Annotated in this window: 17 protein-coding genes; 6 read left to right on the top strand and 11 right to left on the bottom strand. The window is 69.6% G+C overall.

Going from position 1 to position 23060, the window contains the following annotated elements:
- Positions 1–19: 19 nt before the first annotated feature.
- Entirely contained in the window at positions 20–406 is a 387-nt protein-coding gene (locus ACIRL2_RS49495) for a hypothetical protein (protein WP_402242066.1), read from the bottom strand.
- Positions 407–843: 437 nt separating this feature from the next.
- Here ACIRL2_RS49495 and ACIRL2_RS49500 point away from each other — a divergent pair, with 437 nt between their 5' ends.
- Both ACIRL2_RS49500 and ACIRL2_RS49505 read left to right on the top strand, forming a co-directional pair.
- A complete protein-coding gene (locus ACIRL2_RS49500) occupies positions 844–1395 on the top strand; it encodes an EF-hand domain-containing protein (RefSeq protein WP_402242069.1) in 552 nt (183 codons plus the stop codon).
- Positions 1396–1519: 124 nt separating this feature from the next.
- On the top strand, positions 1520–1888 hold the full coding sequence (locus ACIRL2_RS49505; protein ID WP_402242071.1) for a TIGR02391 family protein: 369 nt from the start codon (positions 1520–1522) through the stop codon (positions 1886–1888).
- Positions 1889–1946: 58 nt separating this feature from the next.
- Here the strand turns inward: ACIRL2_RS49505 and ACIRL2_RS49510 are convergent, their stop codons facing one another.
- Both ACIRL2_RS49510 and ACIRL2_RS49515 read right to left on the bottom strand, forming a co-directional pair.
- Entirely contained in the window at positions 1947–2351 is a 405-nt protein-coding gene (locus tag ACIRL2_RS49510) for a hypothetical protein (protein ID WP_402242073.1), read from the bottom strand.
- A complete protein-coding gene (locus ACIRL2_RS49515; protein ID WP_402242076.1) occupies positions 2348–2884 on the bottom strand; it encodes an ATP-binding protein in 537 nt (178 codons plus the stop codon). Before ACIRL2_RS49515 ends, ACIRL2_RS49510 begins: the two co-directional genes overlap by 4 nt.
- Before the next feature lie 178 nt (positions 2885–3062).
- On the opposite strand from ACIRL2_RS49515, the gene ACIRL2_RS49520 reads away from it, so the two are divergent.
- Together ACIRL2_RS49520 and ACIRL2_RS49525 are read left to right on the top strand one after the other, a co-directional pair.
- Complete coding sequence (locus tag ACIRL2_RS49520; RefSeq protein WP_402242079.1) at positions 3063–4271, top strand: helix-turn-helix domain-containing protein; 1209 nt, start codon at positions 3063–3065, stop codon at positions 4269–4271.
- Entirely contained in the window at positions 4268–4807 is a 540-nt protein-coding gene (locus tag ACIRL2_RS49525; protein WP_402242082.1) for a flavoprotein, read from the top strand. Before ACIRL2_RS49520 ends, ACIRL2_RS49525 begins: the two co-directional genes overlap by 4 nt.
- A 78-nt stretch (positions 4808–4885) precedes the next feature.
- Here the strand turns inward: ACIRL2_RS49525 and ACIRL2_RS49530 are convergent, their stop codons facing one another.
- From ACIRL2_RS49530 to ACIRL2_RS49550, 5 genes are all read right to left on the bottom strand, one after another.
- Entirely contained in the window at positions 4886–5809 is a 924-nt protein-coding gene (locus tag ACIRL2_RS49530) for a hypothetical protein (RefSeq protein ID WP_402242084.1), read from the bottom strand.
- A gap of 60 nt (positions 5810–5869) precedes the next feature.
- Positions 5870–6061, bottom strand: coding sequence for a hypothetical protein (locus ACIRL2_RS49535; protein ID WP_402242086.1), 192 nt, complete (start codon positions 6059–6061; stop codon positions 5870–5872).
- Positions 6062–6486: 425 nt separating this feature from the next.
- A complete protein-coding gene (locus tag ACIRL2_RS49540) occupies positions 6487–8961 on the bottom strand; it encodes a S8 family peptidase (RefSeq protein ID WP_402242088.1) in 2475 nt (824 codons plus the stop codon).
- Positions 8962–9115: 154 nt separating this feature from the next.
- Positions 9116–10099, bottom strand: coding sequence for an AAA family ATPase (locus tag ACIRL2_RS49545; protein ID WP_402242090.1), 984 nt, complete (start codon positions 10097–10099; stop codon positions 9116–9118).
- 223 nt (positions 10100–10322) lie between these two features.
- The gene (locus tag ACIRL2_RS49550; RefSeq protein ID WP_402242104.1) at positions 10323–13010 is read right to left on the bottom strand and encodes an ATP/GTP-binding protein; all 2688 of its coding nucleotides are present in this window, start codon (positions 13008–13010) and stop codon (positions 10323–10325) included.
- A gap of 198 nt (positions 13011–13208) precedes the next feature.
- Here ACIRL2_RS49550 and ACIRL2_RS49555 point away from each other — a divergent pair, with 198 nt between their 5' ends.
- Complete coding sequence (locus ACIRL2_RS49555) at positions 13209–13499, top strand: hypothetical protein (RefSeq protein WP_402242091.1); 291 nt, start codon at positions 13209–13211, stop codon at positions 13497–13499.
- On the opposite strand, the gene ACIRL2_RS49560 is transcribed toward ACIRL2_RS49555, so the two are convergent.
- A complete protein-coding gene (locus tag ACIRL2_RS49560; protein WP_402242094.1) occupies positions 13457–15310 on the bottom strand; it encodes a zeta toxin family protein in 1854 nt (617 codons plus the stop codon). The genes ACIRL2_RS49555 and ACIRL2_RS49560 overlap by 43 nt on opposite strands.
- 84 nt (positions 15311–15394) lie before the next feature.
- Positions 15395–15967, bottom strand: a complete 573-nt coding sequence (locus ACIRL2_RS49565; protein ID WP_402242096.1) for a hypothetical protein — start codon at positions 15965–15967, stop codon at positions 15395–15397.
- Between the two features lie 1128 nt (positions 15968–17095).
- Here ACIRL2_RS49565 and ACIRL2_RS49570 point away from each other — a divergent pair.
- Positions 17096–17527, top strand: coding sequence for a hypothetical protein (locus ACIRL2_RS49570; RefSeq protein WP_402242098.1), 432 nt, complete (start codon positions 17096–17098; stop codon positions 17525–17527).
- A gap of 101 nt (positions 17528–17628) precedes the next feature.
- Here ACIRL2_RS49570 and ACIRL2_RS49575 read toward each other — a convergent pair whose 3' ends face one another.
- Complete coding sequence (locus ACIRL2_RS49575; protein WP_402242101.1) at positions 17629–22905, bottom strand: RHS repeat-associated core domain-containing protein; 5277 nt, start codon at positions 22903–22905, stop codon at positions 17629–17631.
- Between the last annotated feature and the right edge of the window lie 155 nt (positions 22906–23060).

The raw sequence follows: 23060 nt of genomic DNA on the forward strand, positions 1-23060 counted from the left end.
GAGATCTCAGACGCGGTCTTCAGGCCGTGTAGCGGCGGCGGAGGTGAGCGATCAGTACGACCCGGTGGCGGAGGAGCGGCACTCCGGCACGTCCTGCCATGATGCGCTTCTGTAGCTTCACGTCGGTGATGCGGCCTTCGTTGACGCCGGAGTTGTAGTGCGTTGTGATCCCCTGGCAGACCGCGTGCTGGTCTTCGCGTAGGGCGGTGGCGATCCCGACGAGAGGCGGCAGTCCGCTGGTAGTGAGCTGGTCGAGCCAGCCCGGGAGGGGTGTGCCGTCGCGGGCGTCGATGGCCGAGGCGCCGGGGACGTCCGGGCGCGGCGTCGGCTCCTCGGACCGGATTACAGCGCCGACAGATCGTCGGGGCGAGGGATGACGGTCGTCCGGCTGCCCGGTCGTGATCACGGGCCGAGCGCCGCGCTTTCCCACTCGGTCCGCCGGCCGCACGTGCGCACCGCGTGGCCGGCGGGCCGACCATCGTCCCGGACACGGCCAGGTGCGAATGCAGTCCGCGATGGGGCACGCCGTCGCCGAGGTCGAACGCACCACCGGCGCACGCATCGACGTGGACGGCACGCGCCAGGTCCCGTTCGACGACTTCTTCGCGTTCAATTTCCTCACCTCGGAAAATGCCTCCTCGCTTCGACACCGAAGGTCGAGGCCGGTTCGTGCCCACGTCGAGCCGGGACGCCCCATCCGGGCCTCCGTGAAGGGGGCTCGCGTCAACGGGTGAACTTGCTCCCGACATGGACCCTTCTGTGGGCTGTTGCAGTGATCTAGCGCCTAGCCTCGGGCTGGCGCGCCGATGAGGACCGCCACACCACTCCCCTGAAAGGGCGATCATGACCACCGCCACCGCTGATCCGACGACCCTCAAGCTGGACCGGATGTTCGACGCCACCGATGCCGACGGCGACGGCTCCGTCGACTGGAGCGACTACCAGCGTCTCGTCGACCGCTACCTGAGCACCTACAAGATCGACAAGAGCGACCGTCGCGCGCAGGCGCTGACGATCGGGTACCAGATGCAGTGGGCCGAGCTGCTGCGCCACGCGGACGGCGTCGACCGCCTCTCCAGGGAGCAGTACCGCCACGCCAGCCGGACGGCGAGCGTGGACACCAGCCGCTTCAACATGGTCGAGGGTGTTCCGCACGCCGTCTTCGACATCATGGACACCGACGGCGACAACACCATCGGCAAGGCCGAGTTCAAGAAGTACCTGGATGTCTGGAACATCACCGACCCCAGTGCCATGGACACCTTCCACGCGCTGGACACCGACGGCGACGGAGCCATCAGCCGGCAGGAATTCATCCGCGCCGTGCGGGAGTTCTTCTACTCCCCGGACCTCGAGGCCCCGGGCAGCCTGTTCTTCGGGCGCCTGTCCCGCTGACACGCGGGGTTTGTCGACCGGTACGGCGGGCCCGCAGGACGCGCGCCGAGTCGACGACGGCCTGATTTTCACAGGCGGCCCTCTCGGGCACCGGTTGGGAATGCGGTCCGGCCCAAAACCATGGATGGTGGCTCCGGGCCGGACCGCGTTCGACCGTACGGGGCAGGGTTTCCCGGCCTTCGCCGTCCTACCCGGCATCGGCGGTCGGGTCGAGGGGCGTATGCGGCCGGTCGCGGTGCCCATCCGGATCGACGAGGCCGACGCGCTGCCGCGCGTGCTCCCGGACGGCGACATCGACGACGGGAGCGACACGTTCCGAAGCCGGCATGACGGTGCGGGCAGCTTTGCGCGCGGCGTCTTTTCTGCGATTCGCAACCCCATCGCTCACGAACTTGATCACGAGTTGGAGGAGAACGAAGCACTTGAGCAGCTAGCAGCGTTCAGCATCCTCGCCCGGTGGATCGATGCCGCAGGTGTCGAGGCCGTCTCGTGAGCTTGCGCAGTCGGTAATACGTCGAGGAGCCGGCGTGCATTTGACGGGTCGTCCCTGATCAGTCCTGTGGTTCCGGGTCGGTGAGGGTGGTCGCTGCCTCGCGGATCGCCGCGCGGACGGCGCGGGTGGGTATCAGGTGGTCGGCGATCCCGTCGGACGTTGCCGGTGGTCGCAGCCAGGTCACCCGCGCGTCCGGGTCGGCGCCGGGCATCACCACCCAGGAGCCCACCCCGATCTGACGCGGCCCGCATCGGAGTTCGTCCTCCGGTACGGATTCGTGGGCGAGGGGCGGGACGAGGATCCCGACGCAGCGCGAGCGTTGATCGAGCACGACCGCGCCCAGCGGCACGCCGCGCTCGCGCAGCACCCGCAACGCGGCCAGGCCCAGATGCACGTCGACCGCGATCACGTCGAACAGCACGCCGGTGGCCACCGCCCGCGGACCGGGCTCGAACGCCCTCACTCGACCGCACCCGCCGGAACCCACGCGAGGAGGTCGCGGTGGCCGTCGGCCCGGTCCTCGACACCGACGCGGCCGCCGGCCTCCTCGACCAAGCGCCGCACGACATACAGTCCCAGTTGCCCTGGCGCGGGGGTCACCCCGGGCGCCCGCGTCGTATCGTCGCCGGTCGGCCCGAGGAACACGGCCGGGGCACACGAGGCAGCGTCCGAGACAGCGATACGGGCCCACCCCTGTCCGTGGCGGACGGCCACCTCCACCACGGCGGTCGCGCCGGCGGTACGAACCGCGTACGTCACCAACTCGCCCACGCTCCCCCGGACCAGGTCCAGGACGGCTCCATCGCGCACGCCCCAGCCGATCAACCACCGCACGACCCGGTCGCGGGCCGTGCGCGGCGCGTACACGTTCGCGGCCAACCGGACCCACGCGTGGGCGACACCGTCGCCGTCCGGCGGACGGATCGGGCGGCGGGCTCCGCCGGGCAGCGGCTGCGGGACCGCCACGGCGGCCCGGGACGGGTGAGCACGGGGCATCGAGGCCTCCCTGACGACGGTGGGCCCGCCGCGCGACCGGCACCGGGCGCCGGGCGGCCGGGCCGGGTTCGCGGATCGAGCCCTTGCGGGGGTTCGGGATGCATCAGGCTAGGCGGGCATACAACGGGAGACCCCCACAAAATGTGGGGCTCGTGAACTCGGCCCCGGGACGGGATCCATGGCGCAGCGCACGGTCGGTCAGCGGGTGTCGTATTGGCGGGAGCGGCGGGGTTTGTCCCAGCGTGGGCTTGCGGTTCGGTTGGGGAAGTCGGCGAGTTGGATGCAGAAGGTGGAGTCCGGTGAGCGGGCGTTGGAGCGTTTGCCGGTGTTGGAGGCGGTGGCCGAGGCGCTGCGGGTGGATGTGCAGGTGTTGTTGGGGCGGGAGTTGGTGCGGGACAGCGACTTGTGTCTGGACGGGGTGGAGGTGGCGGCGATCCGGCGGGCGTTGGAGCGGTACGACCATCTGCTCGCGGTCGCGCCCGGGGTGGTGGATCGGGGGCGGTTGCGGATCGGGGTGCATTACGCGTGGGTGGCGTTCGCGGGCACCGATTACGGCACGCTGGGTCGGACGTTGCCGCATCTGATCGATCGGGCGCAGGCCGCCGTCGCCGGCGCGGACGGCGACGACGCGGCGGAGGCCGCAGGGTTGCTGGCGCAGGCGTATCAGATCGCCTCGTCCACGTTGCGCAAGCTGGGCGAGAACGAGTTGGCGTGGCTGGCGGCGGATCGCTCGCTCGTGGCGAGCGAGCGTTCCGGTGATCCGCAGCTGACCGGGACGGGCGCGTACAGGGTGGCGAACGCGCTGTTGGCGAAGGGTCGATGCGACGCCGCCCACGATTTGAACCGGCTCGCGGCCGATCGGCTGGCCACGGGTGAGCCGGCGCCGTGCAGGGGTCGGTTGGCGGTGTTCGGGACGTTGGTGTTGCAGGCGGGGATCGCCGCCGCGCGGGCCGGGCGCGACCGCGACGTCCACGCCCTGCTCGCCGAAGCCGACACCGCCGCCCGCCACGTGGGCGAGGGCCGCGACGACTACCGGACCTCGTTCGGGCCCACGAACGTGGGCGTGCACCGGGTGTCGGCGTGCGTGGAGTTGGGCGACGGGGCGGCCGCGATCGCCGCCGCCAACCGGATCGGCCCCGACGGCCTGGCGGGGTTGCGTCCCGAGCGGCGGGCGAACCACCTCGTCGACGTCGCCCGCGCCCACCTGCAGACCGGCGACGCCGAACAGGCCCTGACCGCGCTCCTCGAGGCCGAAGTCCTCGCGCCCGCCGAGGTCCGCTGCCGGCCGCTTGCTCGCAACGTCGTCACCGACCTGAACCGCCGCGCGCGCGGCGCGGCGCCGTGGCCGTTGCGGGAGTTGGCCGAACGCGCTGGACTGCCCGCATGACCACACCCGGCACCGCCCGCGTCCTGTACGTGATCGCCTGCGCCGCCCCGCCCGCCCGCGACGTCGCCGTCCTGGTCCGCCTCGCACAGGAACAGGGCTGGGACGTGTGCGTGATCACCACCCCGAGCGGCCGCGGCTTGGTCGACGTCCCCGCCCTGGAGGCGCTGACCGGGCACCCGGTGCGCAGCGAGTACAAACAACCCGGCACCGACGACATGCTGCCCGCGCCGGACGCGATCGCGGTCGCCCCGGCCACCGTCAACACCATCGTCAAATGGGCACTCGGCATCGCCGACACCCTGGCGCTGGGCCTGATCACCGAGGCCATCGGCAAACAACTGCCCGTGGTCGCGCTGCCGTTCACCAACCGCGCCCAGGCCGCCCACCCCAAATTCGAGCGCAGCATCGAGGAACTGCGCACGTGGGGGGTGAAGGTGTTGTACGGGCCCGACGTGTACGAACTCCACGAACCCGGCACCGGCGGCGACCACCTCCACGCCTACCCCTGGCACCTGGTCCTCGACGAACTCGCCTGACCCGACCGCCGGGCCGAACCTCGTCCCGGTCTGCCGACGCGGGGTTCACTGCGCCGGTGGGCATGGCATGGCCGGTGATCACGACGTCGAGTGCGGTGACGATGTCGCGGCGCGGCGCCTGGCCGCCAGGTCGGTGATGGTCGCCGGTGGCGTCGACGAGGGCACGTCCGCAGGCGGCACGTTCTCGTCCCTGCCGCTCCCGGGTCGGGGCAGGCATCCTGCCGCGGATCCGCCGTTTCCGGGGTTCGACCAGTTCCGGCACAGGTCGTCGAAGTCCTCCCGCAGCTCGGACAGGGCCTCCTCGGCGACCGTGGTCGCCGGGTCGATCAGGTGCACGCCGTCCTCGAAGACTTCGAAGCCGACCCTGGCCCACGCGGCGGTGATCCGCGCCGTGACGCGGTCCCACTCCTCCCGCCCAAGCTCCCGGTCCGGTTCCCGGTCGGAGATTCCGGGCATGCAGGCGACCGCCCGCGTGCCCGGGGACAGGCGTTCGATCGCCTCCGCGGCCAGGATCGGCCCCAGGCCGAAGCCCCGCCACCGCTCGTCCAGGACGACCCGGTCCATGACCAGCAGGTCCACGCCCATGTACTCCAGGTACTCGGCGGCCCGCTGGGCGAAGTCCCCGCTGTCCCGGTCGAGCAGCACGCAGCCGATGCGGTGCAGGTCCGCGGACTCCTCCTCCATCGCCCACCACGCGTTCATCCCCCGGTCCATCCGGACACGGAAGAACACCATCCGCCCCACCGCGACGCCTTCCGGCTCGAACGCCGGACAATCGGTGTCGTCCCGGCCCGGTGCCTCGTCCTCGCAGGAGACCTCGCCGTCCGAGCCGAGCCGGGTCGGGCAGCGGGTGTCGTCGTGCACCTCGTAGCCGTGCCGGACCGTCACCGTCCAGCGTTCGATCGTGCGGTCGTGCGGGTCCCCGCGCAGACCGTGCCGCAACGAGTACTCGAGGTGCAGTTCGGACGGGTCGCCCGGCAGGTCCCGCGCTGTCTTGGTCACCCGGCCAGACTAGAACCGCTTCGACGGCACAGACGCCGACTTGTCATGGTTGCGCCCGCGTCATTGGCCCGTGAGGCGCGGCAGCAGCATCCTCAGGTCGCGGGCGGCGAGTTCGGCCAGGGCGGCGGGGTCGTTCGCGGTCCACTGGTGCGCCGTCCCGAGCGCGTCGGGCCGCCTGCTCCGGGAGGTACCCGGGCGCGGGAAGGCGCCGGTCTCGACGCGGGCGGTGAACACCGACGCCGAGGCCCGCACGGTCGTCCCCGGCCTGCACCCCACCTGAGCCGACGCCACCGCCCGCGCGATCACCGACCTCAACCACGACGTCGCGGGGGCCTTGCGAGGGTGGCGGCGGGTCACCGCGCACCGCCTCGCCACACCGGGTGTCAATCGCGCGTGACGCCCGGGGACGAGCCGTTCTCGTACCGGCCGTGTCGGTGGGGGCATGTACGTTCGCACGCGGCCGCCGGAGACCTTGCCTCCCCACCCGGGTCCGACGGCCACGATCGGCCCGCCCGCCACACGTGCGCACCCCCCTGGCCGGCGGGCCGACCGGCGTCCCGGACACGGGCCCGCGCGGGGGTCGGGCCCCATCCGGGACGCCGCACCGGACAGCACGATCCTCACCTCGGCCCGCCGCTCGACCCAGCAAGCCTGCGGGAGTGGAATCAGGTACTGAATCAGCCCAATTCGAGCTGAATCGGGGTGCCTGTACCAACATTCGGCGAGGCCAGTGCAGTGATCGGGATTCCGAGTTGGGTCGCGATCGGGGTGTAGAGGTCGGTACCGACATCGGTGGACAAGGAGACCAGCAGCGCGTACGTGACCCCTCGTCCGATACGGTCCTGCCGATTGTGGGTCTTCCACCAACCACTGACTGGATAGACGGCCAGAACCCCGCACTCGGCGAGTTGCACAGCCGAGCCTCGCCATACGTCGCTGTGCAGCGAACCACGGTTGCGGTTCTGTGGGCCGAGGAGCCAGTGGTCGTCGTTTTCGAAGGCCTTGGCGGAGGTCTTCGCATCGCCCTCGGTTTCCGCGACCTCGGCAACACAGCGTTCGAAGTCGTCGACGGATTGCAGCGGCGCTTTGATGGCAAATCGCAGACCGTGTGAAGCGTAGGTGTGCGCACCCCGCATGCCGCGACGTCCCGGATTAGGTTCGACCATGTAGGACAGCGTGACGCGCAGTTCGACCGTGGCGTCGGCCATGTCCCGCAACTGGTCGAGCGGCCAGGGCAGTTCGTGGAGGTTGAGCTCGGCCAGCCCGACACGGTTCCCGGCTCGTTGTTCGAAGGGAATCAAGGTGTCCTGGACAACGAGGGTGACCGCGCTCCGAGCGCTCGCGCGGATCCGGTCCTCGGTGGGAACACCCCAACCGTACCGACTCAGCAACTGGACTCGGAGATCATTCTTCTTCGGTCTGGGCCTGCCCGTCTTCTTGTAGAGGCCTCCGGCTCCCGCCTGCATCGCGGGTGTCCATCGTGCCTCATGGACGAGCAGGCCACGTACGGCCTCGGGGCTGAAGTCCGGGTAAGCGGCATGGGCGAGAGCGGCCAGACGCGCGATCTGGGCGGTGGCGGCGCTGGTGGCATTGGCGGCGGAGACCAGCCGGTAGGGATCGCGGTCGGTGGTAGTCACGCACACCACGTCGTGGCAGTCGACATGACCGGCGTCGTTGATGAGCAGGTTGCCGCCCTCAGCGACGATGTCGGGTTTGATCACGGCTTTGGGACCGGTGAACGCAACGGAGGTGCGGCTCCACGGGGAGAGTTCACCGGCCGCGGCCAGTGGCCGGTAACCACGGAACGCGGGTTGAAGCGGTGGGTCGGTGAGCTCGGTGTAGGCACCGACGGCGAGGATGTTGTGTCCCTGGGCGGGTTCCTCGATGCGGGCGAGATCGCATTCGTCGAGATGGGACGAACCGGGCTGGGGGTTGGCGAGGCGTTGATGGGCGTCGCGGATGTTTCCCACGGAAACCACGATCAGGCGCGACGTCGAGGCGTCCGGCGGGTCGAGAAGCTCAATGCGGTCGTCGTGAGTGATGACGGTGGAACCTGCGGCGAGAGCGTCGAGGGTGGCCGACCACAGGGTCGCGGTCCCGTCGATGCCACTCTCCCCATCGGCTGCGATGCCGGTCACGGCCATGGAGAACACGCGGGCCGGTGGTTGCGTCACCGTGGCGGTCTCGGCCGTGAAGATCCCATTGGCGGTGACTTCGGCATAGGTACGTGGTCGAGCGGCAGGTCCGGTGGTGGTCCCGGCGAGGATCTTCACCGATTCCAAGCCATGGGTCAGGACCATGGGTCCCGCACTCTCCAGAGCCGCGGTGAGGTCGCCGAACAGGGCCAGGCCCGCCATTTGTGTGCCGTGTCCGGCGGTGTCGTTGGGGTTGTCGCCCGGTAGAACTGTGTGGGCGCGCCCGTGCAGCGACGGCTTGAGGAGCCGGTGTTCCTGGTTCACGCCGGTGTCGAGAAGACACACCGTGGGGGCATCGGCAGAGGCTGCCTGGACGCGGTCGACGAGATCGAGCGTCAAGTCCCGTCGAAAGGAATGTTCGGCGTCGTGGAACTCTTGGGCGAAGCTGGGTCTGCGGATCTCGACCGGGCAAGCGTTCGTCGCCAACAACGCGTTCAGATCGTCGCCGGTGGACTTGACGTGGGCGATCACGTATTCGCCGACGACGATGGCGTGATCGGTCACCGGCCAGCCGTGTACGTCCGCGACGTCTCGAAGGGTGTGGATCGGGTCGACAGGGGGGAGCCGGGGGTCGAACCACAGTTCCCACCAGCGCTCTTCGTCAAGAGGTGGGAGCGGGGTGTCCTCCTGCCACAGATGCGCGATGACGGCACGCTCGATCTGTTCCATGTTGGACACCAGCGATGCCATCTGCGGATTCCCGCGGCGTGTGTCCTGAGTGAATTTCCCGATGCTCGTGACCAAGTTCCCCACCTGTCCGTAGGGCACCCAGACCAAGGCGTCCTCAGGTCCGGTCGGTGTCTCCGGATGGACGCTCATGAGCGTCAGCTTGGAACTGTTCAGTCTTTTCAGATCGAGTTCGTGCCCACGGGCGGATTCGACACGCACGGCGAAACCGTCCGCCCGGTGGGCCTCGGGGACGCGGTTGCGGGCCTCGGTCGCCTCATCCTTCGCCATGGTCAGACCGGAGACCAAGCGACGCACGTGTCCACCACGATCGCCCGAGCGGTCAACGAGCGTCGGTCCACCGCCGCCTCCGCCGCGCTTCCTTGGGCGGAAGCTGCGGGACGGCCAGGGGACGAGTAGGTGCGGGGTGCGGGCATTGGGGCGCTCAGGCATGGCGCAGCGCGTGCCGCTCTTCCAGCGCTCCCACGAGCAGACGGTCGTCGATCACGTCGGCACCCCCCAGAATGGCGCGTTTCGCGGCGGACTCGGCGGCCTTGACCAGCTCGGCGTGGCTGAGCCCCGCGGTGCGCTCGGCAACGATCGCCCACCGTACTGCGGTGGTGTCCATGCCGGCGAGTCGCCGTTCGATCACCTCGACGGCCTGTTCGGCGGTGGGGGGTTCGTAGGGCACGACCAGGTCGAAGCGGCGGAACAGCGCGCCGTCGAGAATCTGGCGGTGGTTGGTGCCAGCGACGACCAGGCTTTCGGAGGGGGCTTCGTCGAGGAAGAGCAGGAAGGAGTTGAGGATGCGGCGTGCTTCCCCGACATCGTTGCCCGCAGCGCGTTCGGCGCCCAGGGCGTCGAACTCGTCGAAGAGGTAGACGGCGCGGGTCTTGGCCACGGCGTCGAAGACCAGGCGTAGTTTGCTCGCGGTCTCGCCCATGAAGCGGCTGATCAGTCCGTCCAGGCGGATCGTGAACAGGGGCAGGGACAGTTCCCCCGCCAGGGCCGCGGCGGTCATGCTCTTGCCGGTCCCGGGAGGCCCGGACAGCAGGATGCGGTGGACGGGGGTGAAGCCGAACCGTTCCAGACGCCCGCGTTGGCGTTGCTCGTGGAGCACTCGGTCCAGGGAGCCGCGAATCTCCTGGGCGAGGGTCATGTCGTCGAGGCGGACCTTGGGGTAGCTGGCGGTCAGCAGGCTGGAGAGTTCGCCGCGTGGTTGGACCACCGGTGTGGGGACGGCCCTGGGGGCGGCCTGCGAGCGCTTGCGCGCCGCGTCGACCAGCTCCCGCAATTCCACGGCGAGCTTGCCGTGGCCCTGACGGGCCGACTTCGCCGCGACCTGCAGCGCGATGCTGTAGAACAGGTTGTCGTCCTGCTCGGCGTGGGCTCGCAGGAGGGCTTTGACATGGTCGGCGCTGGCGCTCACGAGTACGTCACACCTCCTCGACCGAACACTGTTCGCCCACCCTAGATTCCGGCTCCGACACCGCCGACGTCGGACCCGGCATCGGCTCGTGCATATTACGGGCCGCGCGGGCACAAGCTGCCCATGCCCACTATCTGCCCGCGATAGCGCCCGCGAGCACCGCGCGGGGGCACCGATGTGGTGCCGCGCCGCGGTCGAGGGCATCGGGCATCCTTCGCCTCTTTCAGGGGGTCCGGAGCCCGCGCCGATCGGTCACCAGGGCGCGCCATCGGTCGCGTGTGGCCGCGTCGCCGTCCAGCCATCGCGCCGGTGAGGGGGCGGCGAGGGGGAAGCCGGCCATGAAGTGGGCGATGTCCACGTAGTAGGCGTAGTCGCCGCCGCGCGTGAGGTCACGCAGCCGGTCGATCGACGCCGCCACTGCGGGGTGGTCCTCGCGGACGGCGTGGTGGAAACAGACCGCAAGCTCGAGGGTGGCCCGCGCCGAGACCAGGCCGGCGACACCGATCTCCGTGCGCAGCACGAGCGCCCGGTCCTCGATGTCGGGATCGAAGCCGACGTCGCGGACCAGCTCGGCGATGCGGGTGGTCAGGGTCGTGGCCCGCAGGTCGAGGCCGATCAGGAGTTGCCGGGCGAGGTCGAGTTCGTCGTCGGCGACCAGGGGGTCGGCGAAGGCCAGGACGAACGCCCGCTGGGCCTGGGTGGTGGCCCGCTCCCCCGCGATGCCGTGTTGCTCTGCCTCGGCCCGGGCCGCCCCGTACGCCGCCGCGGCGCCCGCCGTGTCGCCCTGGATCCAGCGGACGTCGCCCTCGACGCGGCGGTGGCGTCCCTCCCAGCCGAGCGTGGCGGCTGTGGCCAGGGCGGTGGGGAAATCGCCGGCGAGGCGGGCGAGGTGGGCCAGTCCTCGCCGTGCGGCGGGGGCGAGCCTGCCGCCGCCTGCGGCGACCGACTCCATTCCTTGGCGTGAGGGCTCGGAGCGGCCGAGGTCGCGTTGGGCCTTGGCCAGGTAGTAGACGGCCATCTCGTGCAGGTCCGTGGGCAGCAGCCCGCCGGCGGCGACGGCGGCGAGCCGGTCGGCGGTGCGCTCGCGATGCTCGTGCTGGCGCCGGGCAAGCGCGCTCAACAACTCGACCAGGGCGTCCGCGGCCGTGCGGGGCGAACTCACCACCGCGCCGTCGGGGGCGGGGGGTTCGAGGGGCTCCCAGACCGAGTCGCCGACGTAGCGCCACGCCGCGTCCGCGAGCCACGCGAGGTCGAGGCCGAAGTCGCGGGCCAGGCGCAGGCCTTGGCGTAGGCAGCCCACCAGCAGGAGGCGGTCGTGGGCGGCGCCGGCGGCCCATTGGTCGCCGAGGGCTTGGAGGGCGCGGTGGGCGGCGGTGTGCCAGTCCTGGGGTGACCAGCGGTCGTCGGTGTGGTCGTCGGCGCCGCGGACGGTGGAGCGGATCAGGGCGTGCAGGTGGAAGGGCCACAGGGCGAAGGGGTTCTCGCGGACGAAGGGGCGTTCGATCAGGCGCTGTGCCGGGGCTTGGTGGGTCATGCCGGCGGTGCGGGTGGCCAGGGTCAGGTCGAAGGCGTCCAGGAGGGTGACCGCGCGCAGGACGTGGCGTTCGTCGGGGGTGAGGTCGGAGAGGGTGCGGGCGACCAGGGCGGCGAAGTCGTGGGAGAAGTCGTCGGGTTGGGGGCGGGCGCCGCCGCGCCGGATCTCCAGGAACCGCATCACGGCCAGGTCGAGGTAGAGCGGGAGTCCGTGGGAGCGGGCGGTGATGACCGTACGCAGAGCCGACTCGATGAGGGGGGCGCCGTCGCGGGACAGGCGGCGGGCGAGGTGGTCGTCGCAGTCCTCGGGCGAGAGGTCCCCGATCAGGACCTGACGGCCCCGGGAGGTGTCGGCGGGGCTCGGGGTGCGGGCGGACGGGATGTCGTGCACGACCAGCCCGGGCCAGGTGTCGGGGCCGGTGTGGTCGAGTTGGCCCTGGAGGGCTCGGTCGGCCCACTGGAGCCGGCTGCGGCCGGTGACCACGAAGAACGCGGCGGGCATCAGCCACACCACGCGCTGGAGCAGGCGCTCGAGGTCGCGGTGGGTGCGGTCCCCGATCTCCTCCCACCCGTCGAACAACACCACCGGCGTCACCCGCTTGTCGGCCGGGAGGCGGGCGAGTTCCCACGCGAGCAGGTGCGGATAGAAGGAGAGGGCGTCCAGGTCGGGCTCGGCCTCCAGGAGGTCGGCGAGCCGGCGGCACCCGGCGAGCGCGCGCACCGTCTGCCGGCGTTCGCGTAACGCCCCCACCAGGCTCCCGGTCACCTGCCCGATCACCGCGCCGACCGCGCCGGGCAGCAGCAGCGCCTGGGCGACCTCGGACATCGCCGTCTGCATCTGCTGCGGCAGCGCCTGCCCGATGCGGCCCGCCAGGCCGCGCTGGCGCAGGTACTCCTCCAGCGGCTCGCCGGGATGAGCGTGCTCCCAGTAGCGGCGCAGGGCGATGTCGAAGGCGGGCAGGGGCCGGTTGACCTTCTCCGCCAGGGCCAGGCGGATCGCCAGGACGACGTGCTCGAAATCGGTGCCCGCCGAGCGGGCCAGGTCGATCCGCACCGGCAACAGGCGCTCGCCGGTGTCGGGCGTCCACGGGGGCTCGCCCCACTGGGCGGGCCGGTGCTCGTGGTCGGCCAGGGCCGCCTCGACCTTGCGGGAGAGGGTGGTCTTGCCGACACCGCCGACACCGTGGAAGACGATCACGTTGTTCCGCGGCGCCTCCAGGTCCTCGACATCGAACCCGGCAGCGGCCGTGTGGCGCAGGTGTTCGGCGAGCGCGGCCCCGACCAGCGACCACTGCTCCTGCCGGTTCACGAACGCCTCGTCGGTGTCCAGCCCCGGATCGTTCGTGCCGAACAACGCCCGCAGATCCCGACCCGCCATCATCGCCCCCAAGGTGATCGCCGACCGCCAACGTAGCGCCCACACGGGCGCCGCCACCGCCCTCCCGCCGGTCGGGCCCCCTCGATCGGGGGCGGGGGGTGGCGACTTGGCAGGGTGTCGCGTGAAACAGTCGGGTGTCTCCGCAACAGGCCGGACCGCCCCCGGGGCTCCCGCCGGCCCGATTCGAGGTGGTCTTTCGTGCACGTTCCCGCCGATCCCGCAGACGTCCCGCCCGAGCTGGCCGGCGCCGCCGGCTACGAGGACGCCTTCGAGATGGTCACGAGGGTGATCGGCTGGTACCGGGAGCGGATTCTCGAGGAGACCAGGGCCGCCGAACCGGACACCCGGCTCCTGGCGCGGCTGAAGTCCGAACGGCAGGCGTGCGCGGCCGACCGAAGAGTGCTGGAGACTGCGGATCCGGAGCGGGTCGCGACGATCGCGGCCGCCTACGAGGCCCGCTGGAGGAAACTCACCCACCGCCCGGAATAGCCGAACCCCGGCATAGTCCGCACCGGAACGGGCAATTCGGCCGGGGATGTAGGCGCCACGAGAGGGCGGGGCCGTGTCGCGGCGGGCATCAGGGGCGCGGCGAGGCGGGCGATGCCCGCCAACTCGGACCGGTGTTGCGGCAACACCGCCGTCAGCCACCGGTGGGTCGCGAGGAACCGGGCCGCCTCGCCCGGGGTGTAGGGGCGCCGTTGCTCGGCCAGCAACGCCCACGCCGCGCCCCCCGCACGGGCCCACCGGCCGTCCGGGCCGCGCTCGTTGCGGTAGACCGCCGTGTGGTCCCGGCGCATCACCGTCACCGAGTCCACCATCGAGCCCTGCTCGGCGGCGTGGACCGACTCCACGACGGCGCGCAGGCACCGATCGTGTCCGGCGACGGTGGTGAAGCGGGCCGGCCCCGACGTGCTCGCCCTGGCGTAGCGGGCGGCGGTGCCCTGGCGGCTGTCCGCCGCGCGCACGGCCAGGACGAGGAGGTCGACCCGGTAGCCGGCCCGCCGGTCCGCGGCGACGTCGGCCAGGAACGCCTCCGCGCTGCCCGGGGCGATCTCGACGACCATGTCGCCGCGGTGCGCGCGGACGTGGGCCATGGCCTGGTCGCGCCACGCCCGGTAGTCGGCGCGCACACGCTCGCCGGCGGTGCGCGGATTCTCCTGGAGGAGTCGCAGGTAGTCGGGGTGGCCGCCCTTGAAGTCCTCGGCGTCGATCCTGGTGGGCTCGCGGTGGCGCGCGGCGCGGTGGACCAGGTGGGACGCGCGGGTCTTCCCCGCGCCGGGCTGACCCATGACGTACACCACGACCGGCCGCGACTGCGGAGTGATCTCCCCCAGGTCCTCGAGGAGCAACTCCTCGAAGATCCAGCGATGTTCCGCAGCGGACAGGCGGTGGTAGTCGACGCCGGGAGCCTCGGCGATCGCCCTCGCGATCCGACGCACCGGCTCGGCCAGGGCCGCGGCCCGGTCCGCGTCGCGCCTCACGGCCAGGCGGTGGTCCTCGTCCAACGGCTCGCAGTGCAGGCGCCGGTCGGTGCCGGCCAGGTCCGTGCGGAAGCACATCGTCTCCGGCGCGGTCCACGGCCTGGCCCGCTCCGCGACCACGGCGGCGCCGGCTCCCGTGGGGTGGACCCATTCGCCGTCGGGGCCCGCCTCGTTGGCGTACACCACACCCGCGTCCCGGCGCACGACGGTGACCCGATCCGCCAGGCACTCGGCCTCGATCGCCTCCAAGGACTCCGGTAACGCCCGCGCGCACGAGTCGTGGTTGGCCCAGGACACATACCGGCCCGCGCCGTCGACCGCTCCGGTCACGTACCGGTCCAGGATCCCCAGCTGGCTCAAGGCCTCGGGGGTCGCCAACGCGAGGACCTCGACCCGGAAGCCGGCCCACCTGTACGCCGCCGCGTCCGCGCGGAACGCGTCGATGTCGGCCAGGGCCGTCTCCACCACCGCATCGAACCCGCGGGCGCGTAAGTGCGCCTCGAGGTCCGCCTGCCAACGGCGGGTGTCCGTGCGCACCGCCGCGCCGGCGGTGCGCACGTCCTCGGACAGGGCCTCGGCGTAGGAACGATGGAGGACCTTGTAGAGGTCGGCGCCGACGCGGACCGCGCCGCCACGACGATCGAGCACCGCCTGGACCAAGTCCGCGATCGCGGTCTTGCCCGCACCGGGCTGACCGGCCACGAATACCACCACCGGACGCTCCTGGGCGGCCGCGCGGGCGGTCCAGGTTGGCAGGATCCGGTGCAGCAGCACGTCAGGGTGGTGATCGTCGTCGGGTACAGCGTCTGTCTCCCCCACGGATGCTCCTTACGGTGCGGACGGCGATACATGGGGCGGGCCCACCGCGCGTGTTCGCGGTGGGCCCGCCCGAACGACGAGGCGTCAGATGGATTCGGGGCCCTCGAGAGGGACGTACTCGCGCAGGAGGCCGCGCCGCATGGGGCGTTCGTCGCCGGGCATGATGCCCAGGCCCGGGTAGCGGGTGGCGATCTCGTGGGCGGTGAGCGGGCGATCGCCCAGGGGCAGGGCGACCCTGCCGTCGCGCTCGCGCCAGACGCGGCTCGGGTCGACCGGCCAGACGCGGGCGACGACGCCTTGGTCGACCACGACGAGCGCGCGGATCTTGGGCCTGCTGGCCTTGGCCACTCGCCACCAGGCGCCGTCCGCCTCCTGTTGGGTGGTGCTCGCGTTGCCGGTGCCGGTCTCGCCGTAGGCGCGGCCGTCGTCGTCGGTCCCACCGGCGCCGGGACCCCGGTAGACGACCATGGCCAGGTCACCAAGGCGTTGCAGCTGTACGAGGCTGCGCGGGTTCATCTGCAACAGAGCGGCGGCGTCGGTGAGTCCGCCGGCTTCGCGGACGTAGTCCCGCAACACCCGGGCGCGCTGCCGGTGAACGTCCTCCTCGCGGGCGTCCAACGCGCGGAGTTCCTCGCGAAGTTCATCGAGCCGGGTCACGCAATCCCTTTCGATGGTGTTTGCAGGGCGCATTACATATTCGCGGCCCGAGGCACGCGCGTCAAGTGGTATGTAAACGACAGACACCATAGGCGCGCGCTCGACGGCCTGATCGGCGCGCAGGGCAACGACCCGGGCGACGTGCTGGCCCTGACGGCGACAAATGCGGGAGCGGGGACCGACCCGAGGTGTATGCGACCGGCGCGTGCCCGGTCACCACATTTGGCCGAGCGCCCGGTGTCGCGATGCAACGCGTGCCAGCATGAATCGCATCCCCTGCGGTCCGCGCGCCAGGCTGTCGCAACGCAGGCCGCCGGGTCCGACGACGTCGGACATCGGAAGATTCGCGGCCCGTTCGGGCGGGCTGTCGGGTCACGTCTGTTGCAAACAGTCCCTCCTGTCGTACGAGTTCGTCGACGTGGGCGTTGGCGAGGCGGTGGGTGATGAACAGCACCGGACACACCGGCCCAGTTCGCACAGTGGCGATCTCTCGGGACGAGACCTGGCTCGCCACCGCCGCTAAGGGCCGTCGCATAGATCTCCAGGCGGCTCTCGAGCCGACGGCAGTACCGGCGGAGCTCAGAGTGCTCTCGCTTCGAAGGCGTCGGCAGAGCGGGCAGCCGTTGCCCGTCCGGCCTCTGCCGCTGCGGCCTCGGCCTGGAACCGGTCTTTGAGGTCGGTGTGGGTGCCAGCGCTTGACGTCGGCCTCGATCGCCAACTGGGTGACGTTCAGGTGCCCGTTGGAGCGGTTCGGGGTGCCAGCGAGGAGCCGGTTGGCGGCGGCCAGAATGTCGCGGCGAACGGGGTCGGTCTCGCCGTCGAGAGGAAGCACGGTCATGGTCGGACTCCGCGTCGGTGTTCCTCGACGCTCATGTCGAAGTCGGTCGCATCAACCGTTCGCTCCCGGCTGCGGACGTGCCCGCGGGCACGGTCGACGCCGAGGACTGCCGTGTATTGCTCCGGCTCGGTGGCGAACCGCACCCTGGCGAAGGCTCCATCACATCTGCACTCGTCGCCTGCCGTGCCGCAGCCTTCATCAGAAATTCAGGGCCCAGAGCCAACGGTGATCCGAGTAGGTGTCGGACACCCCTTCACTCCACGGAAGTTCGACCATGCCATAATGCGGACATGAGCAGATTCACGGAAATCATCATTCTTGCGAAAGACGCCGAGGATGTGATGCTCCCCTTGACCACGGATTCTTTTGCTGCACAATGGAGCGGGCACAGATTCATTCCCATTGACGATGGGATTTTCTCGGAAATCCCATCTGCCGAACCCGCATGCTACATGTGGATCATTCAGTTCGGCCGCAACAACTGGCAGGGACTCTTCGAATATATTGAGGGGCTCCCCTGGCCGGATCCTTATTCAGTCCAGCTTCTGTTGCGCGATGAGGATGACGACTGTTTCGGACTCTGGATGATTTTCGATGGAAAACTGAAGGAAGTCCCGCTTCCCGCCACGAAGAGAACGGCGAGCGATCGGCATATCACCGGCTACATGCTGCGCACGGACAAACCCCGGACCAATTGGCGAGATGCGGCGGGCCCGAGCTAGTCTGACCCGCCACAACGCCTATTCTCACGACGGATGCAGTCCTCGACAAACCTTGTACGCGCGACACCCGGCCATCGAGGACTGCACCACCTCACACTATGCTATGACTCTGTGCCGTAGCTCTGGGGGCGGTTACCCCACAGGTTGATTGGATCCACGAAGCCCATGATCAACGATTTGAGGGCCGACTGGAAGCCGTATCGGTACCAGTTGGTGCCGAAGGACAGAGCCGCGACGGCACCACCGAGCACCGCAATACTGGGTGCGCCGCCTCGCATTCCCTGCTTTTTCGCCTTTGCGTGCGCGTTCGAGAACGGCACCCGTACGGTCGGCCGGGAATCGTATCCGTCTGTCGAGACGACGCGAACGCGTTGGTCTCCGGAGAATCGGCGCGCGATCGCCTCGCCCTGGGTACGGTCCGCCGCGAGGTAAATGACATTCTGGGCCTGGAATTTTCCGCGCGCCACGATGCTCAACTTGCGGCGGATCTCCTTCTCGATGTCATCCAGGTCCTTCGAGGGTTCTTGGGTTCCCGTGGCATCGTACGAGGAAACACTCTTGATGTTTCCGTTCTCCCACTTCACCAGGACAAAGTCGGCCGTGGTTCCCGTGACGACGTGCAATGGGCCGTCTGCGATCAACCCCTTGAGGCCATTGGCGTTTCCCTCGGCCTGGTGGTAGTACACGTATCCGGAGCGGGTCTGGGGATCGTAGGCGTCCCCGGCCGCGGTCAGGTCCGCAGTTATGATCGCATGCACGGCGTTGGCATTGGTGTCGTTCCCGGGGTTCACGAGATCGTGGGGGACACCCCTTTCATCGTAGATCGTTTCCGGTCTGCCGTTCTGCGAACCATCGGCCGTGAGCCTTCTGTTTATATCGATGAGGCCGTTGCCACATCGGTCGTTAGCGCCACCGCCGGTCGGGCAGGCTGCCGGTGGAGTGGGTGTGTTCGTGTGCCTGTCGGCGAGGCCGGTCGGGTCGCTTGATGTCGTGGGGCGGTTGCTGGCGTAGGCGTACCCCTGCATCTGTTCCGGTCGGGCCAGGTCCATGATCGGGTCGACGCTGACGAATCGGCCGATGCCGGTGTCGTATTCGCGGGCACCGATGTTGACCAGTCCGGTGGAATCGACCGTCTTGCCGAGGAAGCCCTTGTCGTCGGGCCACCCTCCCGGAGCCGGCTGAGCGCCTCGGGGCCCGCCGAAGGGCAGGGTTTTGCGTCGTGTGACCGCCTGGGTCGTGTTGTCGACACTTGTCCCGGCCGTGCCGTGGTGGTCGTTCAGCAGGAAGCTGACCTTGTTGCCGGTGCGGACCGCGACGGTCTTGTCGGCGTGTGCGTAGTAGCGGGTCCCGGTGAGCGTGCCTCCGGCGGAACGGCGCAATTCGGTGCCGTTGACCAGGTAGGCGGTCGTCCCCGCGGGATCGCGCTTCAGAATCCGGCGCCCCTCCGCGTCGTAGACGTAGTTCGATTCCTGATCGCCGTCCAGGACCTTGCCGAGTCGGCCTTCCGCGGTCCAATCGAGGTTCTGTTCGGGCTTACCGGAGATCTTGCGTTTGGTCGTGTTTCCGGCGGCGTCGTACTCGTAGGTGTTCTCCGTCGTGCCCGCTGCGGCCTCGGTGACGACCTTGGTGAGCGCGTGTCGGGGCTTGTTCTCGCCGGCGGCGGGATACGTGTACTTGCGCGTGAGGTCCTTGGTCGTGTCGCCCGTGGTGTCGTGGATGGTTTCCTGTAGGCGCGACCCGACGGCGTCGAAGGTGTAGGTGTGCCAGTAGGGGTCGACGCCTCCCACGGTGCCGTTGGTGCCGCTTGCGGGCTGTTGTTGCGCGCAGTTGTCGGTCGCCGTCCAGGCTTGGGTCATGCGGCGGAGGCCGTCGTAGGCGAAGCACTGGACGTCGGGGACGGTTGTGCCCTGTCCGTTGGTGTCCGCGATCCGGGTGACGTTCTGCGTCGGGTCGTAGCCGTATTCGGTGAGGCCCAGGCGGGACTTGGTGCTTTCCTGGTCCGTCTGGGCGCTGAGGAGCGAGCCCGTGTGCTGGTCCCAGACGTTGGTGGCGATGAGTTTCTTGCCGAACGCACCCATCTCGGTCTGGGTGATCCGGTCGAGGGGGTCGTAGGTGGTGTTGCCGACGTAGGGCAGCAGGCTGCTGCCGGTGCTTTGTACGCGGCCGAAGGCGTCGTATCCGGTGGTGACCGTTTCGGCGGGGAGGCCGCCGAGGGCGGGGTGTCGCACGCCGGTGGGCAGACCGGTTTCGGGGTTGTAGGCGTACTGCCAGGTGAAGGGTCCGGTCAGTCCGGTCCCGGCGTCGGCTGGGAGTGTGATCGTGGTGCCGTTGGATTGGCCGCGGGTGTTGTAGCCGGTGATGGCGGTCTTGTAGGCGCCCCCGTCGACCCAGCGTGTGGACGCGGCGAGGCGCCCCACGCCGCCGGGCGCGGTGTCGAATTCCCACTCGGCGAGAACGGTGTCGGCGGACTTGAGCTGACGTTGGCGGCCGAGGGCGTCGTAGGTCTGGGAAAGGGTGCCGCCGCGCGCGCTCGTGGTCTTCACGACACGGTCGGAGGTGTCGTATTCGCGCCGGCTCTCGCCCTTGTCGGGGTCGATGCTGTGGGTGTCGTTGCCGCGAAAGTCGTAGTCGTGGGTCCAGGTGCTTCCCGCAGGATCGACGACCTTCTTCATGTCGCCGCGGGCGGTGTACTCGTAGAGCGTCGACTGCGGGCCCTTGCGGTCCGGCAGCGTGTACTCGATGAGTTCGCTGGTGCGGCCGAAGGCGTCGAGAACGGCCGTGGAGGCCGTGCCGCCCGCCGGTGGGACGGTTGTCGTGCGCTCGCCGTCGTGGAGGGTCGAGGTGCGCACCGTCTCGGTGCCGTATTTCTTCGAGATGACGTCGGTGGGACGACCGGCGCCGTCGAAGACGGTCTCGGTGCTCGCCACCACCTTGGTGTCGTCGGCCGCGACCAGGGACGTCTCGGGGGCTCCGGAGGCGAAGTAGCCGCTGTACGCGCGCCAGTTCCGCCCCAACGAGTCGTACCACCGCTCGGTGACGATACGCCCGCCCTGGGTGGGGACCTGTGTCTGTCGGGGCCGGAGGAGCGAGTCGTACAGGTCGATGTTGGTGAGGTAGTTCCCGTTGTGGATCAGGTGTTTCGTACTCACCGCCACCGGGCCGTCCGCCCGGACGAGGTAGGAGTATTCCTTGGTGGGCTTGGCGGAGTGCGTCTCCTTGTCCCAGCCGGGCGCCCAGACCTTGACGACCCGGCCCAGCGCGTCGTACTCGTAGTCCGTGCGGACCTTGTTGACGTCCTCGCTGGTGACGACCAATGCTCGGCGGATGTCGAAGGTCTGCTTGATCGTCTGGCCGAGGGGATTGGTCACCGTGCTGGTGTTCGGCAGTTCACCGGCGTTTCCGGCGTAGTCGGTGATCGTCAGTTGGTCCTCGACGTTCCAGGCCTTGCGTGCGCGCCCGTAGGCGTCGTACTCGATGCGCAGGTTGGTCTGGCGTCCGGTGCCGCTCGCGGTGATCTCCGTGCCCGACGTGGACAGGCCCTTGGTCGGCGGGGTTTCGTACGAGGTGGCGCCGTCGTAGAAGGTCCGGTTGTCGCTGAGGACGTCCCGGGGTCGTGTGGGCGTGGTGGAGCAGCCCACGGTGACGATCTCGGATCGGGAGGTGTGGCTGACGAGCCAGTCGGTGGTGTTCCGGGCGTACTCGGTGCGCAGGCACTGCTCGTCGCCGGTGACCGATAGGTCGCCCTCGGAGTCCTCTTGGACGGGCATGCCGTAGATGTCGAACGTGCGTGTGATCTTGCTGCGGCGCCAGCCGCCGTCGGAGAGGGGAGCACGGGTGCGCTCCGTCTTGGTACCGGTCTGGACGGACGTGAGATCCGGCAGATCGGGGCGAGCACGGCTCGCGATCGGATCGGATACCCAGTAGTCCTTGGCCACCGCCGCCAGGACGGTCCCGCCGTCACCGTTGTAGTTGATCGTCTCGCGGACCGATCCGGCGAGAATCGGGGCGTCGTCGGCGGTGATTCCCTCGGAGTCGGCGACCTTGGCGCCGGGTATGCCGCGGAAGTAGCGGGTCTCGACGAGGCCTCGCTTGTCACCGGCCCCGCCGGAGCGCACCTTGAGAGCCGCGTAACCGCGGTAGTCGTTGTAGGTACGTTCCGCCGGTTTGGTGAACTCGTCGGTGCTCTTGAGCCATGCCGGGGTGCCGACGTATTCGTAGTCGGTCTGCATGACCCTGCCGCCGCCGGTGTTGTCGGCCTGGAGGACCTGGGTGGCGACGTATTTGTGGAACCAGTCCAGGATCGGCTGGTCGGCGCCGTCCGGGGACCAGTTCACGGGGTAGCAGCGTTTGGTGTTGGTGGCCGGGTCGGGCAGGGCGCTGCGCACACAGTCGCGTGCCGAGTAGGCGACCTGAGTGGTGGAGCCGGTCTCGGTGGTGATCCGGTTGACGCGGCGTCGCCAGAACGGGGCGATGTGCTCCTTGCCGTCGACGCGGTTCTCGAGTTGTTCGCTGCCGAACGTCACCGGGGGCATGACGACGTCGGTGGCGCCGGCCTTGCCGGTCCGGGTGATGGCAGCGAGCCACAGAGGGAAGTGGCCGTCGCCGGAGTCGGGGAACTGCTGCTCGAACGCCCACGCGTCCACGTCCCGGTGCGTTCCACCGCTGAGGACCTGGGTGCGGATGGTGGTCAGACGCTTGCGCGTCCAAAAGCTCGGGGAGAGCACCTTGCACTCGGCACCGGATGCACAGTTCAGGTCGACCGGTACGTCCGGCCAGGACTTCGCGTTGTCCTTGGTGAACTGCGCGTCGGAACAGGTGATGGTGCCGGTGGGAAGACACCGTTCCGCGACGTCGAAGTACACGACGGCGGGAGCCTTGGCGCTGAAGAGCGAATCGCTGCGGTGCCCGTACTCGATGCGCGTGGTCCATCCACCCCGGATATACGGTGTGGAGGTGCCCTTGCCGGTGCTGACGTCCCCGTTGCGACCGTAGTGGTTGGTCTCGGTCTCGTAGAAGTACGTCATCGCGTTGCCACGGGGGTCGACGACGTAGTCCAGATTCCATCGCCAGCCCTGCTGGCACCACGAGTCCGCGAAGGCGTTCTTGTGGCACTCCTCGCCGTCGTTGTTGCCGAAGATCGGCACCGTCCACGCGGAGTTCGTGCGCTGCGCGCCGGCGCCGGGGAGCTTGTTGAGCCCGAAGAAGTACTGCGTGCCGTCGGCGGTGGTGACCTTCCAGTGCTCGCCGTCGTTGTCGCCGTTGTCGGCGCCGGTGAGGCGTTCGATCCTCTCCGCGCCGTCCGCGGCGGCCTTCCAAAGGCCGTCGGCGCCCTTGACCAGTTCGGTGCTTCTCTGAACTTGGCCCGGATCTCGATGCATGTCGTTCTAGGCGACAGCCCGCTTGTATGCTTCCCGGGTGTCGGCTGCCTCAGAGGAACGTCCACGGCCCAAGCCCGTCGACGAGTGTCGAAACCTCTACGACGTGCTCGAACATGCGAGGCTCAGGCCCGCCATGTTTGTCGGTCCTGCAGGGG

It is taken from the genome of Embleya sp. NPDC127516 (genome assembly GCF_044765325.1).
GTDB lineage: Bacteria > Actinomycetota > Actinomycetes > Streptomycetales > Streptomycetaceae > Embleya.

Bases quoted from the DNA above. Each gene is read 5' to 3' on its own strand.
- ACIRL2_RS49500 (WP_402242069.1), top strand. From the start codon at position 844: ATGACCACCGCCACCGCTGATCCGACGACCCTCAAGCTGGACCGGATG.
- ACIRL2_RS49505 (WP_402242071.1), top strand. From the start codon at position 1,520: ATGGTGGCTCCGGGCCGGACCGCGTTCGACCGTACGGGGCAGGGTTTC.
- ACIRL2_RS49515 (WP_402242076.1), bottom strand. From the start codon at position 2,884: ATGCCCCGTGCTCACCCGTCCCGGGCCGCCGTGGCGGTCCCGCAGCCG.
- ACIRL2_RS49520 (WP_402242079.1), top strand. From the start codon at position 3,063: ATGGCGCAGCGCACGGTCGGTCAGCGGGTGTCGTATTGGCGGGAGCGG.
- ACIRL2_RS49525 (WP_402242082.1), top strand. From the start codon at position 4,268: ATGACCACACCCGGCACCGCCCGCGTCCTGTACGTGATCGCCTGCGCC.
- ACIRL2_RS49540 (WP_402242088.1), bottom strand. From the start codon at position 8,961: ATGGCGAAGGATGAGGCGACCGAGGCCCGCAACCGCGTCCCCGAGGCC.
- ACIRL2_RS49550 (WP_402242104.1), bottom strand. From the start codon at position 13,010: ATGGCGGGTCGGGATCTGCGGGCGTTGTTCGGCACGAACGATCCGGGG.
- ACIRL2_RS49570 (WP_402242098.1), top strand. From the start codon at position 17,096: ATGAGCAGATTCACGGAAATCATCATTCTTGCGAAAGACGCCGAGGAT.
- ACIRL2_RS49575 (WP_402242101.1), bottom strand. From the start codon at position 22,905: ATGCATCGAGATCCGGGCCAAGTTCAGAGAAGCACCGAACTGGTCAAG.